21 protein-coding genes, 1 tRNA gene and 1 pseudogene are annotated in these 20,503 nt (G+C 58.7%); 14 read left to right on the top strand and 9 right to left on the bottom strand.

Going from position 1 to position 20,503, the window contains the following annotated elements; genetic code table 11:
- Nucleotides 1–157: 157 nt before the first annotated feature.
- Nucleotides 158–242 (top strand) — tRNA-Leu (locus tag HYG82_RS27155).
- Nucleotides 243–968: 726 nt separating this feature from the next.
- Here the strand turns inward: HYG82_RS27155 and HYG82_RS27150 are convergent.
- On the bottom strand, nucleotides 969–1,295 hold the full coding sequence (locus tag HYG82_RS27150) for a hypothetical protein (RefSeq protein ID WP_179260222.1): 327 nt from the start codon (nucleotides 1,293–1,295) through the stop codon (nucleotides 969–971).
- 242 nt (nucleotides 1,296–1,537) lie between these two features.
- Here HYG82_RS27150 and HYG82_RS27145 point away from each other — a divergent pair, with 242 nt between their 5' ends.
- The 7 genes and pseudogenes from HYG82_RS27145 to HYG82_RS27120 all read left to right on the top strand — a co-directional run bounded on the left by HYG82_RS27145 (nucleotide 1,538) and on the right by HYG82_RS27120 (nucleotide 6,609).
- Nucleotides 1,538–2,407 (top strand): class I SAM-dependent methyltransferase, encoded by an 870-nt coding sequence (locus HYG82_RS27145; protein WP_179260221.1) that lies wholly within the window; start codon nucleotides 1,538–1,540, stop codon nucleotides 2,405–2,407.
- A 113-nt stretch (nucleotides 2,408–2,520) separates the two neighbouring features.
- Nucleotides 2,521–2,871, top strand: coding sequence for a helix-turn-helix domain-containing protein (locus HYG82_RS44575; protein ID WP_179260220.1), 351 nt, complete (start codon nucleotides 2,521–2,523; stop codon nucleotides 2,869–2,871).
- Nucleotides 2,868–3,200: a DUF7521 family protein gene (locus tag HYG82_RS27140; protein WP_179260219.1), complete on the top strand. Its 333-nt coding sequence runs from the start codon at nucleotides 2,868–2,870 to the stop codon at nucleotides 3,198–3,200. The genes HYG82_RS44575 and HYG82_RS27140 overlap by 4 nt, the downstream gene beginning before the upstream one ends.
- Nucleotides 3,201–3,238: 38 nt before the next feature.
- A complete protein-coding gene (locus HYG82_RS27135; protein ID WP_179260218.1) occupies nucleotides 3,239–4,516 on the top strand; it encodes an MFS transporter in 1,278 nt (425 codons plus the stop codon).
- Between the two features lie 65 nt (nucleotides 4,517–4,581).
- Nucleotides 4,582–5,109: pseudogene (locus tag HYG82_RS27130) on the top strand (DDE-type integrase/transposase/recombinase).
- 160 nt (nucleotides 5,110–5,269) lie between these two features.
- Complete coding sequence (locus tag HYG82_RS27125) at nucleotides 5,270–5,518, top strand: hypothetical protein (RefSeq protein WP_179260217.1); 249 nt, start codon at nucleotides 5,270–5,272, stop codon at nucleotides 5,516–5,518.
- 527 nt (nucleotides 5,519–6,045) lie between these two features.
- Nucleotides 6,046–6,609 carry a DUF420 domain-containing protein gene (locus HYG82_RS27120; RefSeq protein WP_179264393.1) on the top strand — a complete coding sequence of 188 codons (564 nt, stop codon included), beginning with the start codon at nucleotides 6,046–6,048 and terminating at the stop codon, nucleotides 6,607–6,609.
- Between the two features lie 36 nt (nucleotides 6,610–6,645).
- Here HYG82_RS27120 and HYG82_RS27115 read toward each other — a convergent pair whose 3' ends face one another.
- Nucleotides 6,646–6,843, bottom strand: coding sequence for a DUF5800 family protein (locus HYG82_RS27115; RefSeq protein ID WP_179260216.1), 198 nt, complete (start codon nucleotides 6,841–6,843; stop codon nucleotides 6,646–6,648).
- Between the two features lie 148 nt (nucleotides 6,844–6,991).
- On the opposite strand from HYG82_RS27115, the gene HYG82_RS27110 reads away from it, so the two are divergent.
- The 6 genes from HYG82_RS27110 to HYG82_RS27085 all read left to right on the top strand — a co-directional run bounded on the left by HYG82_RS27110 (nucleotide 6,992) and on the right by HYG82_RS27085 (nucleotide 13,603).
- Nucleotides 6,992–7,849, top strand: coding sequence for a polymer-forming cytoskeletal protein (locus HYG82_RS27110; RefSeq protein ID WP_179260215.1), 858 nt, complete (start codon nucleotides 6,992–6,994; stop codon nucleotides 7,847–7,849).
- A 413-nt stretch (nucleotides 7,850–8,262) separates the two neighbouring features.
- On the top strand, nucleotides 8,263–9,126 hold the full coding sequence (locus tag HYG82_RS27105) for an electron transfer flavoprotein subunit beta/FixA family protein (protein WP_179260214.1): 864 nt from the start codon (nucleotides 8,263–8,265) through the stop codon (nucleotides 9,124–9,126).
- 1 nt (nucleotide 9,127) lies between these two features.
- On the top strand, nucleotides 9,128–10,693 hold the full coding sequence (locus HYG82_RS27100; protein WP_179260213.1) for an electron transfer flavoprotein subunit alpha/FixB family protein: 1,566 nt from the start codon (nucleotides 9,128–9,130) through the stop codon (nucleotides 10,691–10,693).
- Nucleotides 10,693–12,375: an FAD-dependent monooxygenase gene (locus tag HYG82_RS27095; RefSeq protein WP_179260212.1), complete on the top strand. Its 1,683-nt coding sequence runs from the start codon at nucleotides 10,693–10,695 to the stop codon at nucleotides 12,373–12,375. The genes HYG82_RS27100 and HYG82_RS27095 overlap by 1 nt, the downstream gene beginning before the upstream one ends.
- 1 nt (nucleotide 12,376) lies before the next feature.
- Entirely contained in the window at nucleotides 12,377–12,808 is a 432-nt protein-coding gene (locus HYG82_RS27090) for a DUF8055 family protein (protein ID WP_179260211.1), read from the top strand.
- A 195-nt stretch (nucleotides 12,809–13,003) separates the two neighbouring features.
- Complete coding sequence (locus tag HYG82_RS27085) at nucleotides 13,004–13,603, top strand: cupredoxin domain-containing protein (RefSeq protein ID WP_179264391.1); 600 nt, start codon at nucleotides 13,004–13,006, stop codon at nucleotides 13,601–13,603.
- Nucleotides 13,604–13,646: 43 nt separating this feature from the next.
- Here HYG82_RS27085 and phoU read toward each other — a convergent pair whose 3' ends face one another.
- The 7 genes from phoU to HYG82_RS27050 form a co-directional block, all read right to left on the bottom strand.
- Nucleotides 13,647–14,318 (bottom strand): phosphate signaling complex protein PhoU, encoded by a 672-nt coding sequence (gene phoU / locus HYG82_RS27080; RefSeq protein WP_179260210.1) that lies wholly within the window; start codon nucleotides 14,316–14,318, stop codon nucleotides 13,647–13,649.
- Nucleotides 14,319–14,557: 239 nt separating this feature from the next.
- The gene (locus HYG82_RS27075) at nucleotides 14,558–15,718 is read right to left on the bottom strand and encodes a glutathione-independent formaldehyde dehydrogenase (protein ID WP_179264389.1); all 1,161 of its coding nucleotides are present in this window, start codon (nucleotides 15,716–15,718) and stop codon (nucleotides 14,558–14,560) included.
- A 114-nt stretch (nucleotides 15,719–15,832) separates the two neighbouring features.
- On the bottom strand, nucleotides 15,833–16,324 hold the full coding sequence (locus tag HYG82_RS27070; RefSeq protein ID WP_179260209.1) for a metal-dependent hydrolase: 492 nt from the start codon (nucleotides 16,322–16,324) through the stop codon (nucleotides 15,833–15,835).
- 217 nt (nucleotides 16,325–16,541) lie between these two features.
- The gene (gene pstB / locus HYG82_RS27065) at nucleotides 16,542–17,411 is read right to left on the bottom strand and encodes a phosphate ABC transporter ATP-binding protein PstB (protein WP_179260208.1); all 870 of its coding nucleotides are present in this window, start codon (nucleotides 17,409–17,411) and stop codon (nucleotides 16,542–16,544) included.
- A 2-nt stretch (nucleotides 17,412–17,413) separates the two neighbouring features.
- The gene (gene pstA, locus HYG82_RS27060) at nucleotides 17,414–18,304 is read right to left on the bottom strand and encodes a phosphate ABC transporter permease PstA (protein ID WP_179260207.1); all 891 of its coding nucleotides are present in this window, start codon (nucleotides 18,302–18,304) and stop codon (nucleotides 17,414–17,416) included.
- Nucleotides 18,304–19,227, bottom strand: coding sequence for a phosphate ABC transporter permease subunit PstC (pstC, locus tag HYG82_RS27055; RefSeq protein ID WP_179260206.1), 924 nt, complete (start codon nucleotides 19,225–19,227; stop codon nucleotides 18,304–18,306). The genes pstA and pstC overlap by 1 nt, the downstream gene beginning before the upstream one ends.
- Nucleotides 19,224–20,198, bottom strand: a complete 975-nt coding sequence (locus HYG82_RS27050; protein ID WP_179260205.1) for a PstS family phosphate ABC transporter substrate-binding protein — start codon at nucleotides 20,196–20,198, stop codon at nucleotides 19,224–19,226. Before HYG82_RS27050 ends, pstC begins: the two co-directional genes overlap by 4 nt.
- Nucleotides 20,199–20,503 lie beyond the last annotated feature (305 nt).

Genomic DNA, 20,503 nt, shown 5'->3' with positions numbered 1-20,503 from the left:
AACCGGAGTAGACGTCAATCGGACGAAAACGTCGTGAGTAGACTGTCCGGTGTATCATGATACCCAGTCCGTCTGCGATCCGACCGCAGTCACCGACCCAAAGGAAAGGGCTTTTATAATCACGCTGGATACGGTTGAGTGCAGACAGAGACCGCGAGCGTGGGTAGCCAAGCCAGGCCAACGGCGCAGCGTTGAGGGCGCTGTCCCGTAGGGGTCCGCCGGTTCAAATCCGGTCCCACGCATCGCACAGGTGGACGATCTCCACCATACCCGATGCAGGTGATTTCCCTTCGCGGACATCACCCACGCATAATTCTTTCCGACGATACGATTGACGAGCGACTGCTTCGCGGAGTGCGTTGCTGTCCCGTCGAGGTCCGCCGATGAGCGATTCCCACCGCCAATCGCGAATGCCGTCGTGGAGCGACGCGGAGCGACGGAAGTAATTAAACTTATAGATAATAGTTGGAATTAGCAGTCAGGTTGGATAACCAGGCGGCTGCTGAGTGAACGTTCGCTCGGCTGTTTCGGCCTTAGCCGTCGTCATTCACCGGCCTTGAGTCCGAACGGCTCTTTCACGTCGACGCTCGAGCGACATGAGAAACTGCGGTTCGCCAGGGGCGACCTTTGTATCGGGTACCGCATAGGCTGGCGTTTCATTACGATTCGTCGGCGGCGAACAACTGTCGAGACCTGCCATCCGGCATCGCGAATATGATGGCCGTTGAACGTCATTGCACACCTCGCTCTCGAATTCGCGGCCAGCGAGCGTTCGCTGGCCGCGTAGCCCAAGCGGTGAGGTTGAGACACTCGAAGCCAGCCTCCGTGATAACGCGACCATTGCCGACGTGATCATCACCGCGGCGCACATAATCGAGGGCTGCGAGAATACGACTGAGGACCTGCTTGGGAAAGCAGCCTCTCACCCGAGGTTCGATAGCGATCACCCGAATAGCAGACGTATTGAATCAGTCCTCGGGGCTGAATACGATCCGCTCGATAGCGCTGATCGAGATTAGACGCCGATCGACGATCTCGACGACGAACGGATCGAGTGTCTCGAGACCGACGACGGCCCCCGATTCACCGGCGGCGGGTTCGAGTCGTTGATCTACCCGGCCGGCAACGGGATGTTCCAGACGACACTCGCGTTTTGAAAGCGGATACTCGAGACCCGTAAACCGGCGTATCCGACGCCGACCACTGCAAGATCGATCTGTGAGACGGGATCGATGGAGCAGACGATCCCGCCTATCGCGACCCGTTGCGTCGACTTGAGGATAGCTGGTAGCCATTTCGTCGGCGCTTCGTATGCAGTACTACGAAGAGTTCGACCAGTTGTTTGATGAGACACTAGTTTTTGGATACCGCCGGAATTCAACGCGAGATGACGGTGATGGACCCCTTTCTCGCGTCGGTACTGGTGTCTCCGACTGGTCAGTCCCAGGCATTTGAAAAGAGTCTGAGGTAGTTCGGGGATACGTTAAACGGGGTCGATAGAGGGTGGCTGTAACGTTCCGGACCAGAGATTCGATCCTTGATCGATCCGACGATGAACCCGTATTTAAACGTTCTCAGACGTTTGCTCAAACAACAAATCATCGAGCATCGTATTGAGATACACGCTAAATTGGAATATAGCACGCGTATGTCAGATAATATTCAGACGTATTCTTCAGAAGATGCCGTAAACACGTACGAAGAATTAGCCGAGGACGGACTTTTCGCAGACGAACGTACCGTTATTGACGAATACTTCCAGCAAGATGGGCATCTCCTCGACATTGGTTGTGGTGCCGGTCGGACGACACACGAACTGGTAGAAATGGGTTACACTGTCACCGGGATAGACGTTAGCAAACCGATGATCGATCGAGCCCGAGCGCATCTTAGGGATGTTCCGTTAGCACTCGGTGACGCAGCGACTCTCCCCTTTGCCGACAGCTCGTTTGATTATGTGTTGTTTTCGTTCAATGGAATCGATTATTTACAGCCTGAAGAGCAACGATTGAGGGCGTTAGCAGAAATTCGGCGTGTGCTTCGACCAGGCGGCCGAGTAGCGTTCAATTCCCACAACTCGTGGTATTTCAACTTCTTTGCCCTCGAACCGTTCAATAGAGCGAGTTGGCAAGAAATGAAGCAGTGGTGGCAGCGTGCCATCCAAGACGGGACCGTTGGGTCACGCTACAAGCGAGAAAAACGAAAATATGGGGATACCGATACGTATTTTATCGATCCACTGTCCCAAAAGCGGCAACTTCGAGACGCAGGGTTCGAATTCCTCGATATGATCGGCAACGAAAATGGACCTGATTACGTCAGTCCATGGCCGTATCATGTCTATTTTGACCGTTTTCCTTACTACGTAGCGGAAGTAAGCCCTCGGAATGATATCGAGTGTAGCTAGTTGTAGACGAATACAGTGACACGCGTTCTCGCCATCCGCCCCATCACTTCAATTTTCTGAGTTCGCAAAAGATACTATGATTTTATGTTCTATCTTCTATTCTGTAACTGAATATGGGAGGAACCACTCGTTTCGGGACAGTTTTCGATTTATTGGGGGACAACTATACGAGAGAGATACTCAGAGTCACGAGTACCGAACCGAAAGGTGTAAAGGAAATGAGTCGAGAACTCGACGTCGCACGTTCTACGATTTATCGGCGAGTAAATCGTCTTGTCGATCTGGGTTTCCTTCACGAACAAACGAAGACGTCCTTGGATGGTCACCATTATACTGTCTATGAGGCAGCTATCGAACGTCTGACCATCGAAATAGAGAACGGTGAACTGGGATGTCAGTTGCATCCCTCCGATGATGCCGCCAGTCGCTTTACGAAACTCATGGAGGGAATGAGCGACATATGAGTTTACACGGCGGCCTCGTGATCGCGAAAATACTGACAATGGGAATCGGTCTGATGATTTCTCTAAAGGGGTTCCAGGCGTACCAGCGGTTCGGGAGCGAACCGATGCTCTTTGTCGCCATCGGCTTTGCATTCATAAGCGTTGGGGCCGTAGCTGAGGGTATTCTCTACGGTGAATTCGGCCTCTCGATTTCTTTCGCGGCAACGCTTCAGACAGCGAGCGTTGCCATCGGGTTGTTGTTCGTCTTGTATCCTCTCTATGGACGAGTCGGATCTGGCGGTAATCTGGAATCTGACGAAATGGGTTCCGATCTGTCTGATTTGGAATGAGCCATAGGAATATCATGTAGTCGATTGCAATTCCAAATATGACGGTTTCTCGGTCGGTAACCAAATATTATCTTTTCAAGGCCACGGAAGCGGTTGAATTCTATCGGCCTGTGATGTACCTCTACTTTCTCTCACAGGGTCTCTCGTTTACACAGATCGTCGTCATAGAGGCACTCTATAACGTGACGACAGTTCTTGGAGAGATACCAACGGGGTACGTTGGAGATCGAATAGGGCGCCGGAATAGCCTCCTCGTTGGGACTGCTCTTATTACGACGACGTTAGTCGGAATCGCTTTTGCGAGTTCGTTTGTCGCATTCGCCGTTCTGTTCATCTGCTGGTCGTTTGGCTACAACTTCCGCTCAGGGACAGAGGATGCTTGGGTATACGAAACACTCACAGATGTTTCTGCAAGCGGTGAGTTTTCTCACGTGCGCGGACGCGGTGAGTCGATTGCATTGACAGTTGGTGTCGGCGCGTCACTCGTCGGCGGGTACCTCGGCGGACTCGATTTCACATATCCGTTTCTTGTGGCCGCGTTTTTCACTGGAATCGGACTTCTCGTGATTGTTACGCTGGACGAGCCCACGACGTACGAGGAGAGCGGTTCAAGTGAGATGGGTCTCCGAGAGGCGCGCGACGTTGTTACGCAGACAATCGGTCAGCGTCGCCTTCGGTCGTTCATCGTATACTACTTCGTGCTATTTTCAGCAGTCACCTATCTCGTGTTCATCTTTTTACAACCGGTATTCGAGTCCGTGCTGACTGATCTGAATATGAATTTAACGGTGGCTCTCCCTCGCCTCGATCGAAGCGACCCGTACACAATCATCATCTCAACGGAGGACGTCGAGACGCTTTTGGGGATTTACTATGCGGCGATCAATCTCGCCTCTGCGGCGATCAGTTACCGGATCAGTCTCGTTCGAGACAGAATTGGACTCCGTCGGTGGTTCGTTGGCGTGCCACTGGTCGTTGGCGGGCTATTGATGGCGATGGCGTTTGTACCGCCAATAGCGATCGTTGCATTATTCGTCGGGTGGACTTCCGTCGAACCGACGCGAGTACTCGCTGGACAATACATTAACGACCGCATTGAGACACTGGGTCGCGCGACCGTATTGAGCGCCATGGCGATGGTCAGTGCGCTCACTGTAATTCCGTTCCAACTCGGGAGTGGTATGATTTCGGATGCTGTGTCACCATTGATTGCGCTATCAGTCGCTGGTGGTGTACTGGTCGTTGGTTCACTCATACTACTGCTCTGGGAATCACCGATTGAACGAGCCCCGACCAATCGGAATGCAGGAAAGTAGAACTCACGGGCATCATCTAGTTAGCGCGGTTTGAGAAGCGAGCAGGTCGTAGAGCTAGTTTGGCCATGCAGCTCGCAGACCTGCTCAGCGAGTGCGATGCGGCGGAATTTGATGAATCTTGAGAGCGTGAGCGGACGGCGACACCCGTCAGGGTATTCGCCGTCCGCCTCCACGCGACCGGCTGTTCGCTTCGAGAGACACGAGCGATTCTCCGCTTGATCGGCGTCGAACGGTCTCATCAAGCAACCTGGCACTGGGTACATCGGCTAGCTGACAGCATGTCAGACCCGCCGCCGTCCACGAGAGTTGCACTCTCGTGTGGCCCATCAGAACGCGAAGCGTTCTGAGGACGGCTTCGCTGTCGCAGGTCGCCATTAATGAGACCGCTGTCAAGATCAACGGCAACTGATCTTGGGTGTACGCTGCAATAGACGTAGAGTCACGGTTGATTCTTGATGTCGCAGTCTTCGGACGACGGGGAACCGATCCAGCCGCTGCGTTCCTGCATGAATTGACCGAGAAACACGATCGTGGGCAGTCGGGCGAGTGTCAGAGAATGGCTTGAATAGTTTGTACACTATTATAACACATAACGACCGCACCAATCACTCAACGGACAAACGCCAGCGGAGGTGCTAAACTAGGCAGTGCCCGCCGAATCAAAGGGTCTGGCAAGGTCTACAATGAAGACGGCTACAAGTGTCGAAGAGGAATACGGTACCTCACACGCACCTAAAGGCCGGAAAACTCGCAATGATCGAGGCGCATATCGACCAATTCCAGCCACACATGAAAAATAGCGGTAACGGCAAGAAGAACGGGGAGAGCCAGGGAACGGTAAGTGAGTACCGCCCCGTGAAAACCGAGATCCCGTCAGTGTTCGCTGCGAATCCGGAACTGGATTTCATATATTTGTCCGGATTGCCGGACGTAGTAGGTGCGTTCGAACTTGGGACCGTTTGGAGTGATCTTCGAGGCGTCACACTCACAAAACGGCTCTAGTCCCGTGTCCCATTTCTCACGAGTGACGGTCAGAGAGGCGCCATTTTCGTTTTCTGGCCGACTCGCCTCGTCGATAACGTTCGCTACGGGGGACGATATGGGCGACACCTGCATCACAGATTCAATATCCGTGAGTGTCCATTCGTCGGCTCTGATTCGATAGTCCGTCTCAGCCGTAGTGGACAGTTTTCGACAGCCCCAAACAGGAACGCCAGCGGAGAGAGAGCCTGTCGTCGATACATTTTCTTATCATTTGCTATTTAGAGACAAACATTTTTTTGGCGTATTTGTGTGTGGCTGTCCCTGGTCAGTAGTTATCCTGTATTCGTTTTGCTGAGGATGATAGTTGGCGGTGGCCACAGCTCTCGATGGGTCTCGAGCTTCAACTCCACAGGGGTTCGTCTGTCACCCCCGCAAACCGAGTTGAGACGACCCGCGGCGCCCGCTTGTTCACCGAATCCGGGAGACTGCATCCTGACACGGACACGGAGAGCAATCACTTTCCCGCTGCGCTCGAACGGACACACATGGAATACGTCCCTCGAGAGCGCGTGCGCCTTCTCACCGGCGTGTTGAGCGTGGTGTCGCTGGCGGTGGTTTTCGCAGCCGCGGGTGGTCGAATCCCGCCCTCGAGTGTGCCCGTGGCTCCGGAGTGGGTCCTCGAGACGATTCCGCTCGTCAACGCCTTGCTTAGCGGTGCCGCAATCGGGTCGATCATGGTGGGCTGGCGGGCGATCCGACGCGGCGACGTCGACCGCCACAGGGTAGCGATGCTCACCTCGTTCGGCCTGTTCGTGGGCTTTCTCACGCTCTACCTCTACCGGCTCACCGCGACCGGCGGTCCCCAGCCGTTTCCCGGCCCCGATATGGTCTACCAGTTCGTCTACATTCCGCTATTGGCGGTGCACATCCTCCTCGCGATCATTTGCATCCCGCTGCTGTACTACGTGCTCCTGCTGGCGTTTTCTCGCTCGATCGCCGACCTTCGTCGAACGGCTCACGCTCGAGTCGGCCGAATCGCGGCGACGCTGTGGCTCATCTCGTTTTCACTCGGGATCGTCGTATTCGCCCTGTTGCATGTCGTTTATTAACGTCGAAATACGTGCCCGTACGCGCCTCGAAAACAGTCAATCGAGAATGTCACCGATACGGCGAGGTTCGCCCTGCAGGTTCGGCTGTTCAGCGACGATCTTCAGCACTTCGTGATCAGTCACGTCGTAGTAGGACTTCTGGGTGGCCTCCTCGATGAGTGCCTGCTCGAGGCGGAACTCGGTGCCTTCGTAGACGACGTCGACGCCGTCGTCGTCGAACGCAAGCGTGGTCATGATCGCACGTACACAGCGGACGTGTAAAAGGAGGGTGTCTTTCGTCGAGGCCGAGGTCCCCTCGGCCGGCGACGGAGGCGGACGTGCGTCAGACGAACGACTGACAACGCGCGGGGTTTATTAGGCGGTGCTCCCTTTTGATGCGAGTGTGGCGATCAGCAGGGACCCGCTCGACAAACTCGTCGTCCCCGACGGAACTGAAGCCCAGGAACGTGACCTCGTGACCGACGGTGACGTCCTCGTGGGTGGTCGCTCGACCGTGGAATTCGGCGTGCGCGGCCGGAACGTCTTAGCCGGCGAAGCAGCCGAATTCGGCGGCGCTATCGAGGCTGACGGCGATTGCAGACTCGACATGTGGTGTGACGTCACCGACAACGTGCTGGTCGGTCAGGATGCATACATCGGCGAGCGCGTCCACATCGGCGGCGAGCTCAAAGTCGCTGGTGACCTCGATATCGGCGACGACGTCGAGATCGAAAACGGGTTCGAAGCCAACGGCTGGATCGTCATCCGGAATCCGATGCCGACTATCGTTTTCCTGTTCGTTTACCTCAAACACCTCCTCCTGATCGGTGAGGAAGACGCCGCCCAGCAACTCATCTCCAAACTCGTCGACGAGGACGACGACGAACCCGATACAGAACCGCTCATCATCCCTCGCAACGCAACCGTCGGCGACGACGCCTGGCGCGTCTCGACGCCCGCGACGATCGGGTCCGATTGTCGTCTCCACGGTAACGTTCGCGCCGAGACGATAGACGTCGGACCCGACTGCAATATTTTCGGCAGTCTTCGCGCTCGAGATGACGTCACCGTTGGCGACGGGAGCCGCATTCACGGCGATCTGACGACTCGAGACGGTGACGTCACTATCGAACGCGATGCTCGTATTCTGGGTGACGTCTCCTGTGAGAACCTCGAGCTCGGTCCCGACGCCGAGATCGACGGTACGATCCGAGCCGACGGCGAAATCACGATGGGAACGACCGACCGGGACGTCGAATAGCGGACGTTCCGGGTCGCCCTCGCCGTCGACGGGCACGAGAGCGTCGCGTATTCGTCGACATCCCGAGCCGACGGCGAGTGGCGCCCGCTCGAGCAGGCGTGTGGACTCGGGTTCTGAGACGACCTCACATCGTCTCGGATAAACGATCACGATCCGCGTATGACGACGGTCGTGACTGACGTGATAAAACACCGCACATACAGGGCACAAGCGCGAAGCACCGGACAGTGGTGGTTATGGTTCGAGCGCGTACGCCGTTCGCATCGACGCGAAGTTCCGGGCGGTTCGCGGGTAGCGATCACTGCATCCCCCGCTTCTGACGGCGATTCTAACCCGTATTCTTAATAGTGATAATTACGTTAGAGAAACACAGCCATGTTAAATGTAACCTCGGTTCTTCGACGGAGAGATTCATGCGATCAATCGTTCTAACGAAAGGCGTCCCCGACTTTTCGGAGGGGGCCGTCTCGTTCGACGAGGACGGACACTTAGAACGGGGGAAAACGCCGACAGTCATGAACCCGAACGACGCGTTCGCGCTGGAGGCCGCGCTGCAGACGAAAATCCGCCACGGCGGCCACGTCAGCGGGATGAGTATGGGTCCACCGGGGTACGCGGACGTCTTGGAAGGTGCGATGAAGTCAGTTTATGCCGACGATAGCTACCTGCTCTCGGACAGAGAACTGGCCGCCTCGGACACGTGGGCGACGGCGATCACACTCAGCGCCGGCCTCGAGAAGTATCAGGAGGAAGTGGCCGACGTCGACATCGTGTTCGCTGGGTTCAAAACGGCTGACGGAGAAACTGGCCAGACCGGCCCGCAGACCTGCTGGGCGATGGATTGGCCGATAGTCACTCACGTCATCGCGCTCGAGATCGATCCCGACGAGCGGATGCTGCGCGCGAAACGCCTCGTGGAGGGAGACGTCGACGAAATCGAGACGGTCGAAGCTTCCTTGCCTTGCTTCGTCGTCACCGATCCCGAGTTCGAGCCGACGTATCGGAAGGCCTCACACCGGCTGACACACAAGCGGCTCAGGGCCGAAACGGAAGAGCGAGCCGAAGAACACGACGAGCACCTGACGACGTGGGACCACGTCGACTTGAACCTCGATCCGGATTATATTGGGCTCGACGGCTCGCCCACGATCGTCTCGTCGGTCGATCCGATTCCCAAAGCCCCGTCCGAACGAGAAGCGACGATGATCGATCCCGACGACGGGATGGGAGAAGTACTCGAGGAGATGCAACCCTATGCTGTGGAGGTGAGTGATTGAAATGACGACAGTAGATCCCGACGACCACACCGTTGACGAACTGACCGAAGAACTCGAAACGATCGACGACGCGAACGAACTGCAGGCGATTCTCGAGGCCGAACGGTCCGGTCAGGATCGGACGACCGCCCTGGAGGCTGTTCGAACCCGACTCGAGGAGATCGGTGCCGACCTCGAAGGGGTCGAGGACGGAACGGAAACGGAAGGCGAGTACGAGGAGACGGCCGAAGACGTCGGTGACGAAGCAGGGGAGGAGGAGATCGACGAACCAGAGACGGACGCCGACGACGGGGGCGCCGACGAGGAAGCCGAACCGGACGAAGACGACGGCCTCTCCCACCCGACCCGCGACAAGAGACACGTCCGAGCGCTCGCTGACGGCGACTACGCGGACATGTGGGTCTTCTGCGAGACCCAGAACGGCGAGTTGCTCGAGGTGTCACGGGAGATGCTCGGGAAAGCTCGCGAGTTGATGGACGAGTTCGAAGCGGACTACGGGGACGAAGAAGACGTCGTCGCATTCCTGATGGGCGACGACTGCGAGGAGCTGGCGGAGGAGTGTATCGCCTACGGAGCGGACATCGCAGTGTACCACGACGACGACAGATTGGAACGGTTCCTGCACAAACCGTATACTGAAATCGCGTCGCATATGGCCCGCGGTGAGGGAACAATCGAGAGCACTGACTGGCGCGACTACGATAAGCCCCGTTACGTCCTGTTTCCAGCGACGAACAACGGGCGGGATCTCTCAGCGAAGGTTCAGGCAGAACTCGACTCTGGACTGGCCTCGGACTGTTCCGACCTCTTTATCGAAGAAAACGAGGTCTCGAACCCGGTCAAGACCGGCGAACCGGGCGTGAAAAAGACGTTCGAGAAGGTCCTGCACATGAAGCGTCCCGATTTTTCCGGGTTCGAATATTCGACGATCCTCTGTCTCGACAACCCCGGACGGGAGTTCCACCCGCAAGGCTGTTCGGTCATTCCGGGCAGCTTCGAGCCGATGGAGCCCGACCACGGCCGTGAGGGACTGGTTGTGGAACACGATATGGATCTCGAAGACGACTGGTTCCGCGTCGAAATAACCGAATACGATCAACTCGAGGCCGGCATCGACCTCACCGACCACGACGTGATCATCTGTCTCGGCCGCGGGATCGCTGACGACCCTACTCGCGGGATGGAACTGGGCCTCGATCTCGTCGATGCCTTCGAGGACGCCGAACTCGGCATCACACGTGGGATCGTCACCTCCTCCTACCAGTTCGAGGGCCACGTCGAGCAGTATTCGAAAGAAGAGCGTCAGATCGGCGAGACCGGCCAGGTCGTGGCGCCCGATCTATACATTGCGGCGGGCGTCTCCGGCGCGGTTCAACACAAGGTCGGAATGGACGAGTCGGACACCATCGTCGCAATCAACACAGACACCGACGCCCGTATCCGGGACTTCAGCGACTACTTCATCGAAGGCGACCTCTTCGAGGTGTTGCCTCGGCTCACCGAAGCCATCGAATCGGGCGGGATGACGATCGAGCCCGAGGCCGTCGCTGACGGGGGTGACGAGTGATGGCGGCCGAAACCGACGACTACGAACACTACGAGGCGGTCGTCGTGGGCTGTGGACCCGGCGGGGCCGCGGCGGCGGCGCGGCTGGCAGACCACGGCGTCGAAACGCTCGTCCTCGAGCGGGGTACCGAAGCGGGTTCGAAGAACGTCTCCGGCGGGCTGATATACGCCGAGGACTCCGCTCCCTACACGATCGACGACCTCTTCGAGGGCTTTCGGGATGAGGCCGCGGAACGGCCGGTCACGGATTACCACATCCACAACGTGGCCGGTAATTCGGTGAAGACCTACGATCTCGTCGATCTCCACGAACACGATACCGACTGGTGCGACGCCGTTCTCCGCCGCGAAATGGACTCCTGGCTCGAGCGACGCGTCCACGAAAAGACCAGCGAGACTGGCGGCGGCGTACTGACGAACGTTCGGGTGAACGGTCTCCTCAGGGAAAACGGCGAGATCGTCGGGGTCACCTGTGACGAACTCGATCCGATCAAAGCGGATCTGATCGTCGGTGCTGACGGCGTCAATTCGGAACTTGCCCGCGATGCCGGCCTGATGGACTGGGAGGAACCCGACGAGTGGTTCCAGGGCGTCAAGGCGGTCGTGGACATGGATCCCGACGTCATCAATGACCGGTTCGACATCGATTCCGACGAAGGAGCTGCACACCTGTTCTCGGGTGACCTCTTCGAGGACGTCCGCGGCGGTGGCTTCCTCTACACGAACGAGGACTCACTGTCGATCGGAACCGTGTTCCACCTCGATAGCCTCGTTGAGCAGGAAGCCAACCCCCACGAACTACTCGACGCCTTGTTGACCCACCCCTTGCTCGCGGGCTGGTTCAAAAACGAGTACCACGAGCGCGAGTACGCAGCGAAGCTCGTTCCCGACTCGAAGAAGGTCGCCCACCGCGAGCCACATCGAGACCGACTCGTTCTCGTCGGTGACGCCGCCGGTCAGATGCAAGCGCAGGGTCCGATCATCAAGGGGATGAACCACGCCGTCACCGCTGGCGCGCTTGCGGCCGACGCATTCGCTGTCACCCGTGGAAGTGCCGATCCTGGAGCCGCCGGCCAGCGATACACGCAGATGCTCGAGGACTCGGGGACGATGGACAAGCTTCGGCCCCGGCGCTACGATCTGAGCCGGACCGTCGGCGAAAACGATACCGTAACCGCGGCCGTCGAACGGGTACTCGACTCGCCGATCGGCTCGGTCGCGGTCGGCAATCCGATCGCGAATCGACTGCTAAAGCGTGCGTATAACTCGCCGTTCCTGGTGTCGATGTTGCCCGACACAAAGACTGGCTACGTCTCTCTTCCGACGCTGATCGCAGAGGAACACGGCAGAACGATCCAATGGGACAACGAGATCGAACCGCCGTCCCTCGAGCAACGCATCGGCGACCTGACCTACGACACCGACGTGGGCAATCCACACATCGAGCTCAGAGACGATTCTTACGGGGCGAGCGGCGCGGCTGTCGCTGCCTGTCCGGTTAGCGCGGAGGACTTCGGCGGCGGCTGTTACCGCTCGGAGACGGTCAAGACCAACGGCTCTGAGGAAACGCTAGTCAGCCTCGACACCCAGCCGTGCGTCGAATGTGGCACGTGCGCCATCGTGGCAGACACCGAGTGGGAACACCCCCGCGGCGGCAAGGGCATCGAGTACCGCGAGGGATAACGTGAGCCGCTACGGTCCCCGAATCGCCGCGCTCTCCCGCCGAGCCGAACGAGAACGAGCGGCGCTCGACAGCGCCGACGATTCAGCCGAAGGGACGACATTCTGTACCGATCCCGATCTCGATCACGATCCCGATCCTGACGACGCCGACGAGTACCTGCGTGACGGCGCAGGACAGGCAATCTGGCTCTACATCGAGGCTCGAACCGGCGGTCGATTGGTTCCGTTCAGCGAACCCGAACTCGATGCGCTAGAGGACGCGATGAACCGCTGGTTCGAGTGTTATGCACACTGTCACGGCGTCGAACTCGAGGCGGACTTCACGGTCCGAGAAGCGGCGGAGGTGTTACTCGAGACGAGAAACATCGTCGATACGACGCAACTACTGACTCGCATCCCCGAACGCGAGTCCGGGTCGCGACCGTTGCAATAAGCAGCCCGATTATGGCGGAGTTTTGACAGTTAGGCTGTGGCGCAGAGCCGAGACGCTGGATAACGGAGAATCGGTGTTCTAACTGCTACAAATCCGCCCGTATTTGATTCCCACGCAGCTGACGGGTATTCGTCTATTCCCGGTGAGCACAAAGTCATCGTGATGGCACGAGACGAGAAGCTATCCCGACGGCGGATGCTCAAACTGACAGGTGTCGCGACTTCGACTGCGTTCGTCGCCGGTTGCGGTGGTGGCGGCGGCGGCAACGGTGGCGGCGGCAACGGTGGCGGTAACGGCGGTGGTGGCGGTGGCGGCGTCGAAATCGACCCCGGAACGCAAATCGACTTCAGTGGTCAGACCAGCTACTGGGAAGGTCTCGCACCGTCCTCGATCGAAGGGGAACAGAACCCGACGCTCGTCTTACAGGAAGGGGAAGACTATACCATCGGTTGGTCGGAAGGCGACGGCTCCGCCCACAACATGCAAATCCGTGACTCGAACGATGAAGTCATCGACGAACTCACGACGGGCCAGGCGTCCGCTGACCCGGGTGACGGACAGTTCTTCGATTTCACAGCCAGCAGCGATATGGCCGTTTACCGCTGTCAACCGCACCCGCAGATGGAAGGCGAGATACAAATGGGCGGCGGTGGTGGTGGCGGTGGCAATGAAACCGGCGGCAACGAGACCGGTAATGAAACCGGCGGCAACGAGACCGGCAACGAAACCGGCGGTAACGAGACAGGTGGGAACGAGACAGGTGGGAACGAGACCGGCGGAAACACGACCGAATAGCGTCGACGGCAGACGATCGATCGCGTCTCGGCTGGACAGTAGGTTAGTAAATAAGTTCGTCGTCGTTTTCGACCATATACAGCGTCCGCGCGGCGATGTTGACGGTGTGATCGCCGACTCTCTCGAGGTCGCGGATCGTCAACAGAAGCCGTGAGACGTCCTGGAGCAACAGTTCCACCTCGTCGGGCGTTTCGAGTTCGCGCTCGATGAGGTCCCGGACGACGATCTCGCTGGCACGTTCGGCGAACGCATCGAGATCGTCGTCGCGGTTCGCGAGCTTTCGACATTGTTCGGTGTCCTCCTCGTCGTACGCGACCATCGCGTCCTCTAACATATCGAGCGTAAGGTCGCCCATTTCCTGGACGTCGACGTCCGGGAACAGGTCCTGTTCGGCCTCGATCGTGTACTCGCCGAGATTAGTCGCGAGATCCGCGATTCGCTCGAGGTCGGTGATGATTTTGAACGAGGCGGCGATGAACCGCAGGTCGCTCGCGACCGGTTGCTGAAGCGCGAGTAGGTCGATACAGTCCTGCTCCAAGTCGAGGTACATCCGGTTAATTTCGCCGTCGCCCTCGATCACTTCGTGGGCGAGTTCTACGTCTTTTTGCTCCAGGGCGTCCAGCCCCATGCGAAGTCGTTCCATAACGACTTCGCTCATGTAGAGAACGTTCTCACGAAGCTCCGTGAGTTTCTCCTGATACGATTTTCTGGCCATGGTTCACGCACCTTTGCGGGCGAAGATATAGCTTGTGTTCACCGCAGTACTGAGGGTATGTCACACGACCGACGGGCCATCTGCTCATCGGTTTTTCGTCGTCGATCGAGACGGTCTAGCGGACGTCGGCTGCGAATCGATCGTTCGTCAGCGGACCGACGTCGACCATCGGAATCGCCGGCTCTCGAGGGCGGGGAAGGTGCGGGGAGAAAGCCACGCACGGTATGGCGATGCGGGCGTCACGGTGAAAGCAACACCTTCGTGACTCCCTCTTCGCGCTTGTCGAAGCGTTCGTACATCTCGGGAGCATCCTCGAGCGAGACGCGGTGGGAGATCGGAAAGCTCGGTTCTGCACGCCCGGAGACGATCATATCCCGTAGCCGGCGGTTGTACCGTTTTACTGGGCACTGACCGGTGCCGAACGACAATCCCTTCTCGAACGCTCGGCCGAGTTCGACGTTCAAAACGCCTTGCTCGTCGACGTGGTCGGGTTCGTTCGGATCTTGCGAGGTGTAGAGACCGACGATGCCGATCTTTCCGCCGGCCATCACCGCCTCTATCAGGTGGTTGATCACGTACGAGGGGTCCTCTCGTTTGGGGTCATAGGGGTGGTCGCCTTCCCGATCACCCGCGATCGCCTGGTAGCCGACCGCGTCGACTCCCTTGTCGACTGGACCACCGTGGGCGTCCGTCATCCCCTCGACCGGATAGGCCGCCTCGAAGTTGATCGGCGTCGCGTCGCAGTGTTCTTTGGCAAGGTCGAGACGACTCTCGACGCGGTCGACGACGTATATCTCCGAAGCACCCTTGCGCTTCGCGCTAGAGGCGGCCATCAGACCGACGGGACCGGCGCCGAAGACGACGATCGACTCGCCGGGTTGGAGGTCGGCCAGTTCGGTGCCGTGCCAGCCCGTCGGAAAAACGTCCGCCAGCAGAATGAAGTCCTCCTCGTGTTCGTCGCCCTCGGGCAGTTTGAGCGCATTGAAGTCAGCGTACGGCACTCGGACTTTCTCGGCCTGTCCGCCCTGGTACGGCCCCATCTGTCCGTACCCGTAGGCGCCGCCCGGCGGGTCCGCGACGTTCAGACAGTACCCGTAGTGGCCCTCTTCGCAGTTCTTGCAGAATCCGCAGGCGACGTTGAAGGGAAGGACGACTCGATCGCCGGGCTCGAGCGATTCGACGCCGTCGCCGACCTGCTCGATCGTTCCCATTATTTCGTGGCCGAATACCATCCCCTCGTCGGCACCCGCCCGCCCTTCGTACATGCGCAGGTCCGAGCCGCAGATCGCGGTCGTGGTTATCTCGAGGATCGCTTCGTTGGGACTCTGCAGGTCCGGCTCGTCGATTTTCTCTATCGAAACGTCGTGTTCGTCGTGGTAGACGACTCCTTTGATGGACATGGTTCGATGCTCGACCGTCGGGACGTGATCTCCGTCAGTAACGGTATCACGCGCAGTCGCAATGGAGACCGACTCCGTCACTCGCGGGTCGTGTCGTGCGCTCATCGACGGCCGTTACTGGAGCCACTCGAGTACCGGTTCCGGCGGATTCGACGGAATCTGCGCCCTGAATTCGTATTTTGCGACGAGCATGCCGCTGAGAAGGACGGTAACTGCGAAGGTTGACGTCAGCAAGTTCATGAGCATCCAGTCGTAGGACACCCCGTACAGCGCCGCATCGAACGGGGCGAGCAGCCGGACACCGCCGGTCATGAAATCGAGGACGATATGCGAGCCGAATCCGATGGCTGCGGCCCGCCAGGGTCCGAACGCGGAGAGAAGACCGACGATAACGATCCCGCCCACCAGCGAGTGCGTCAATCCTCGATGAACCCACAGGGCGCCTTCTACATAGCCGAGATCGATCAGCGGGTGAAAGACGATGACGTCGATGTCGGGAACGGCGGCGGCGAGCGCGGTGACGAAGTACGGTTCGGGTCGTCGAGATCGAAAGGTGATCATGACCAGTGCCAGACTAAGCAAGATGTGGACACCGTCGGCTACCATGTGTCGTACTAACACGCGATGTCGTCAGATAAACCGCATGGACAGTATCCGTCACTAAACGGCTTTGCAGACAGTAACGTACGGTTACAGTGGTTTTCAGATCTGATTCGCTGCGGCACGTAGAAACGACAGTGACGACGAAAACGAGGCGTCGGTGTCGGCGAAAACGAGGCGTCGGTGTCGGCGAAAACGAGCCCCGAAACGGGTCGTCTTTCGATTATCCGAACTTGCCGGTGATGTAGTCCTCGACGCGATCGTGTTCGGGGTTCTCGAAGATCTTGCTGGTGTCGTCGAACTCGACGAGTTCCCCGCCGGTGAGAAACACCGCCGTCTTGTCGGAGATCCGAGCCGCCTGCTGCATGTTGTGCGTGACGATGACGACGGTGTACTCTTCGGCGAGGTCTTCGATGAGGTCCTCGATTTTCGAGGTTGCCACGGGGTCGAGCGCCGACGCCGGTTCGTCCATCAGGATCACGTCCGGATCGGGCGCGATCGCCCGCGCGATACACAGCCGCTGTTGCTGGCCGCCCGAAAGGTCGAGCCCGCTCGAGTCGAGTTGATCCTCAACCTCCTCGAGCAAGGCCGCTCGCTCGAGCGCAGTGTGGACTTTTTCGTCGACGTTGTCGTCCTTGTCCTGGACTTTGAGTCCGTAGGCGACGTTGTCGCGGATCGATTTCGGGAACGGGTTCGGTGACTGAAAGACCATCCCGATCTTCCGACGGAGGGCAACGGGATCGACGTCGTCGTCGTAGACGTTCTTGCCATCGAACAGCAGTTCGCCGTCGACGCGGGCTGTGTCTACGAGGTCGTTCATTCGGTTGATACACCGGAGGAACGTCGATTTCCCACAGCCTGACGGTCCGATGACTGCCGTGACCTGTTTCTCGGGAACTTCGATGTCGACGCTGTCGAGGGCCCGGTCGTCCCCGTAGTAGACGCTTAGGTCACGCGCCTCGAGCAGCGTTCGATCCGTTATTGTTCGCGCGCCGGCGTCGGTACTGTCAGTGAGGGTGTCTGTGCCCGGCGTCGGGGCAGATTGGTCGTCGGTCGGTTCCGTTTCCGAGGAAGTCATCTGATTGTTACTCATTGTCAGGTGCGCTGTTGATATCGGTTCCGGATGATGATCGCGATCGAGTTGATCGTCAGGAGGACGACGAGCAGCGTGACGACGCCAGCGGCGACGACGCCGTACTGGAACTCCGTCTGTGGGTACGATGCCCAGTTGTAGATCTGCAAGGGCATGGCGCTGACCTTGCTGAGGAGGCTATTAGGGATCCCGAAGACGGTCGTGGGTGCGGCGATCATGATCAGCGGCGCCGTCTCGCCGATCGCACGACCGAGCGCGAGGATCGTTCCGGTCATAATACCGGGCATCGCCCGCGGCAGAACCACGTTCCGTATCGTCTGCCATTTCGTCGCGCCCATTCCGTAGGACGCCTGTCGCTGGGAGTCGGGTACCGCTCGGATCGCCTCCTGAGCCGAGATGATTACGATCGGCAGGATGAGCAGGGCGATCGTAAACGCCGCCGCCAGCACCGACCCGTAGCCGATGTTCAGCAGGCCGACGAATAACCCCAGACCCAGTAGCCCGTAGACGACTGATGGAACCCCCGCGAGGTTCGCGATGTTGAGCTGGATGAACCTCGTGAGGTACCCGTCGTTGGCGTATTCTTCGAGGTACACTGCGGCTCCGACGCCGACCGGGAACGTAATCAACGCGATCAGGAGCATGATCGCGATGGAGCCGACGAGAGCGGGCAGGAACCCGGCCTCGTTCGGATTCGGATGCGGCGGATTCGTGAGGAATCCCCAGTCGAGCCAGCCGACGGCGTCGATGGCCACGTTCAGAAGCAACGCCGCGAGCGAGACGATGCCGATGAGCGTTGCCGCTAACGCGAGCAGTCGAAATGCGACATCTTTCGACCGGCTGATCTGGCCGAATCCGGAGGCGGCCGAATCGTCGGAGGTATCGGCCGCCATCAGCGATACACCTCCCGATACCGCGAGGCGATCAATTCGCTGACGAGATTCATGGCAAAGGTGATGACGAACAGCGTCAGCCCGACCGCAAAGAGGCTCTTGTACGCAGCGCCCTGGCCGACGATATCCCCCGTACCGATCTGGACCATCGCCGAGGTCATCGGCTGGATCGAGTTCAGGAACATCCCCGCCGGATCGGTCAGGTCGACCATTCGCGGGGTCTGTCCGGCGGCGATCGCCACGATCATCGTCTCGCCGATCGCTCGCGAGAGCGCGAGGATGAACGACGAGAAGATTCCCGACAGCGCTGCCGGCACCACGACCGATGTGGAGACGGTGAACTTCGTCGCACCGAGGCCGTAACTGGCCTGGCGCAGCGAGTCAGGCACCGCGCTCATCGCGTCCTCGCTGATCGAGGAGACCATCGGGATGATCATGATTCCGACCATGATCGACGCCGATAATGCGTTGAACGTCGATAGGGGAAGGAACGTATCCAGCACCGGTGTGACGTACACGAGCGCGAAGTAGCCGTAGACGACCGTCGGGACGCCGGCAAGCACCTCGAGCGCGGGCTTGAGATAGGCACGACGGCGCTCGGAGGCGTACTCGCTGAGGTAAATCGCGGTCAGGAGGCCGATCGGAAGCGCCACCATCGCCGAACCGATCGTAATAATCAACGTGCCGGATATCAGCGGCAGGACGCCGAACGAGACGGGCTCGTTCGTCGGGCTCCACTGTGTGCCCGTGAGGAACTCTACGGGCGAAACGATCCTGAAGAAATCGACCGCGTCGACGAGGAGCGTCAGAAGAATCGCGACCGTCGTGAGGATAGACAGCAATGCACAGATCATGAAGAGGTAGCGAAACGCCGTCCCACGGGCTGTGCGGATCCCGTCGTGTGAGAAGTCGGGCGCGCTCATCCGGTCACCTCCTCGATCTTCGCATCGAGCTTCTCGAGGTTTTCGTCGCGCTGTTCCTCGGTGATCGGCACGTACCCGACGTCGGAGACCAGATCCGTTGCGGCTCGTTTCATGTAGAATCGAACGAAATCCCTGACGGCGGGTTTCGCGAGCGACTCCTTCGCGACGTAGATGAACAGCGGGCGCGAGAGTGGTTTGTACTCGCCCGATTTTGCCGTCTCGATCGACGGCTCGACGCAGCCGTTTCCGTTGTCGATCGAGACTGCCTTGATCGTGTCCGGGTTCTCGCTGTAGTACGCGAAGCCGAAGTACCCCATCGCGGCTTCGTCCCCGCGAACCCCCTGGACGATCGTGCGATCGCGCTCCGTCGCGTAGTAGTCGTTTCGGTGGTTCAACTCCTCGCCGAGGATGGCCTCGTTGAAGTAGTCGAACGTTCCCGAGGTCGTTGCGGCACCGTACAGTTCGAACTCCTGGTCGGGCCACTCCTCGTTGAGATCGCTCCAGCGGTCCACACCGTCAGCGCTCCAGATCTGCTGCAACTGTTCGACGGTGAGACAGTTGACCCAGTCCGCGTCCGGATTAACCACGACCGTCAGTGCGTCCGTCGCGACCTGCAGTTCGATCGGCGTAATATCGTTGTCTCCACACTGTTCGACTTCGGCGTCGGCGATCGACCGACTCGCGTTGTTGATATCGGTCCGACCCGCACAAAAGAAGTTCCCGAATCCACCGCCCGTCCCGGTCTTACTGAGCGAGAGGTTGACGGTTGGATTTTCTTCGGAGAATGCGGAGGCGACCGCCTCGGTCACGGGAAACACTGTACTGCTCCCCGCGATGTTTACCTGTTTTCCCTCTGCGGCGAAGACGCCGGTACAGCCGGCGAGCCCCCCGGAGAGGCCAACGCTCGCCGCGGCGAGGAACTCCCGCCGACCCAGGCCGGTCGGCAGGGACGCCGTGGTATCTCTCGACATCACCTGATCGAAGCCACAGAGTAGGTAAGTACACTACTATGATCACTATATAGCGATATGTATCTTCGAACGGAGCGAGAATCGCTGCAGTGAGAAGCCCCGAATGCGCGTCAAACGGATACGTATGCCAATAGTTGACTTTCAACACTCTCAGAAGCGAGCCGCCCGATTTCAATGCCTCCGGTATACCGGGTATCGAGTTCTGTATATATAGACTTGCTCGGTCCCAAAAGGACCATCAACCGTGCGTTTCAGTGTTGGTCAACTAACACCGTCTGCCAGGAGGGGTCGCCGCTCGTCGCGGT

The sequence above is a fragment of the Natrinema halophilum genome (assembly GCF_013402815.2).
GTDB classification, from domain to species: Archaea; Halobacteriota; Halobacteria; order Halobacteriales; family Natrialbaceae; genus Natrinema; species Natrinema halophilum.
Note: the sequence above shows the minus strand (reverse complement) of the source record. Positions and strands in the feature narration are given on the sequence as shown.

What these genes read in the sequence shown, in the direction of transcription:
- HYG82_RS27150 (WP_179260222.1), bottom strand. Translation starts at nt 1,295, where the DNA reads ATGGCTACCAGCTATCCTCAAGTCGACGCAACGGGTCGCGATAGGCGG.
- HYG82_RS44575 (WP_179260220.1), top strand. Translation starts at nt 2,521, where the DNA reads ATGGGAGGAACCACTCGTTTCGGGACAGTTTTCGATTTATTGGGGGAC.
- HYG82_RS27140 (WP_179260219.1), top strand. Translation starts at nt 2,868, where the DNA reads ATGAGTTTACACGGCGGCCTCGTGATCGCGAAAATACTGACAATGGGA.
- HYG82_RS27135 (WP_179260218.1), top strand. Translation starts at nt 3,239, where the DNA reads ATGACGGTTTCTCGGTCGGTAACCAAATATTATCTTTTCAAGGCCACG.
- HYG82_RS27125 (WP_179260217.1), top strand. Translation starts at nt 5,270, where the DNA reads ATGATCGAGGCGCATATCGACCAATTCCAGCCACACATGAAAAATAGC.
- HYG82_RS27120 (WP_179264393.1), top strand. Translation starts at nt 6,046, where the DNA reads ATGGAATACGTCCCTCGAGAGCGCGTGCGCCTTCTCACCGGCGTGTTG.
- HYG82_RS27115 (WP_179260216.1), bottom strand. Translation starts at nt 6,843, where the DNA reads ATGACCACGCTTGCGTTCGACGACGACGGCGTCGACGTCGTCTACGAA.
- HYG82_RS27105 (WP_179260214.1), top strand. Translation starts at nt 8,263, where the DNA reads ATGCGATCAATCGTTCTAACGAAAGGCGTCCCCGACTTTTCGGAGGGG.
- HYG82_RS27100 (WP_179260213.1), top strand. Translation starts at nt 9,128, where the DNA reads ATGACGACAGTAGATCCCGACGACCACACCGTTGACGAACTGACCGAA.
- HYG82_RS27095 (WP_179260212.1), top strand. Translation starts at nt 10,693, where the DNA reads ATGGCGGCCGAAACCGACGACTACGAACACTACGAGGCGGTCGTCGTG.
- HYG82_RS27085 (WP_179264391.1), top strand. Translation starts at nt 13,004, where the DNA reads ATGCTCAAACTGACAGGTGTCGCGACTTCGACTGCGTTCGTCGCCGGT.
- phoU (WP_179260210.1), bottom strand. Translation starts at nt 14,318, where the DNA reads ATGGCCAGAAAATCGTATCAGGAGAAACTCACGGAGCTTCGTGAGAAC.
- HYG82_RS27075 (WP_179264389.1), bottom strand. Translation starts at nt 15,718, where the DNA reads ATGTCCATCAAAGGAGTCGTCTACCACGACGAACACGACGTTTCGATA.
- HYG82_RS27070 (WP_179260209.1), bottom strand. Translation starts at nt 16,324, where the DNA reads ATGGTAGCCGACGGTGTCCACATCTTGCTTAGTCTGGCACTGGTCATG.
- pstB (WP_179260208.1), bottom strand. Translation starts at nt 17,411, where the DNA reads ATGAGTAACAATCAGATGACTTCCTCGGAAACGGAACCGACCGACGAC.
- pstA (WP_179260207.1), bottom strand. Translation starts at nt 18,304, where the DNA reads ATGGCGGCCGATACCTCCGACGATTCGGCCGCCTCCGGATTCGGCCAG.
- pstC (WP_179260206.1), bottom strand. Translation starts at nt 19,227, where the DNA reads ATGAGCGCGCCCGACTTCTCACACGACGGGATCCGCACAGCCCGTGGG.
- HYG82_RS27050 (WP_179260205.1), bottom strand. Translation starts at nt 20,198, where the DNA reads ATGTCGAGAGATACCACGGCGTCCCTGCCGACCGGCCTGGGTCGGCGG.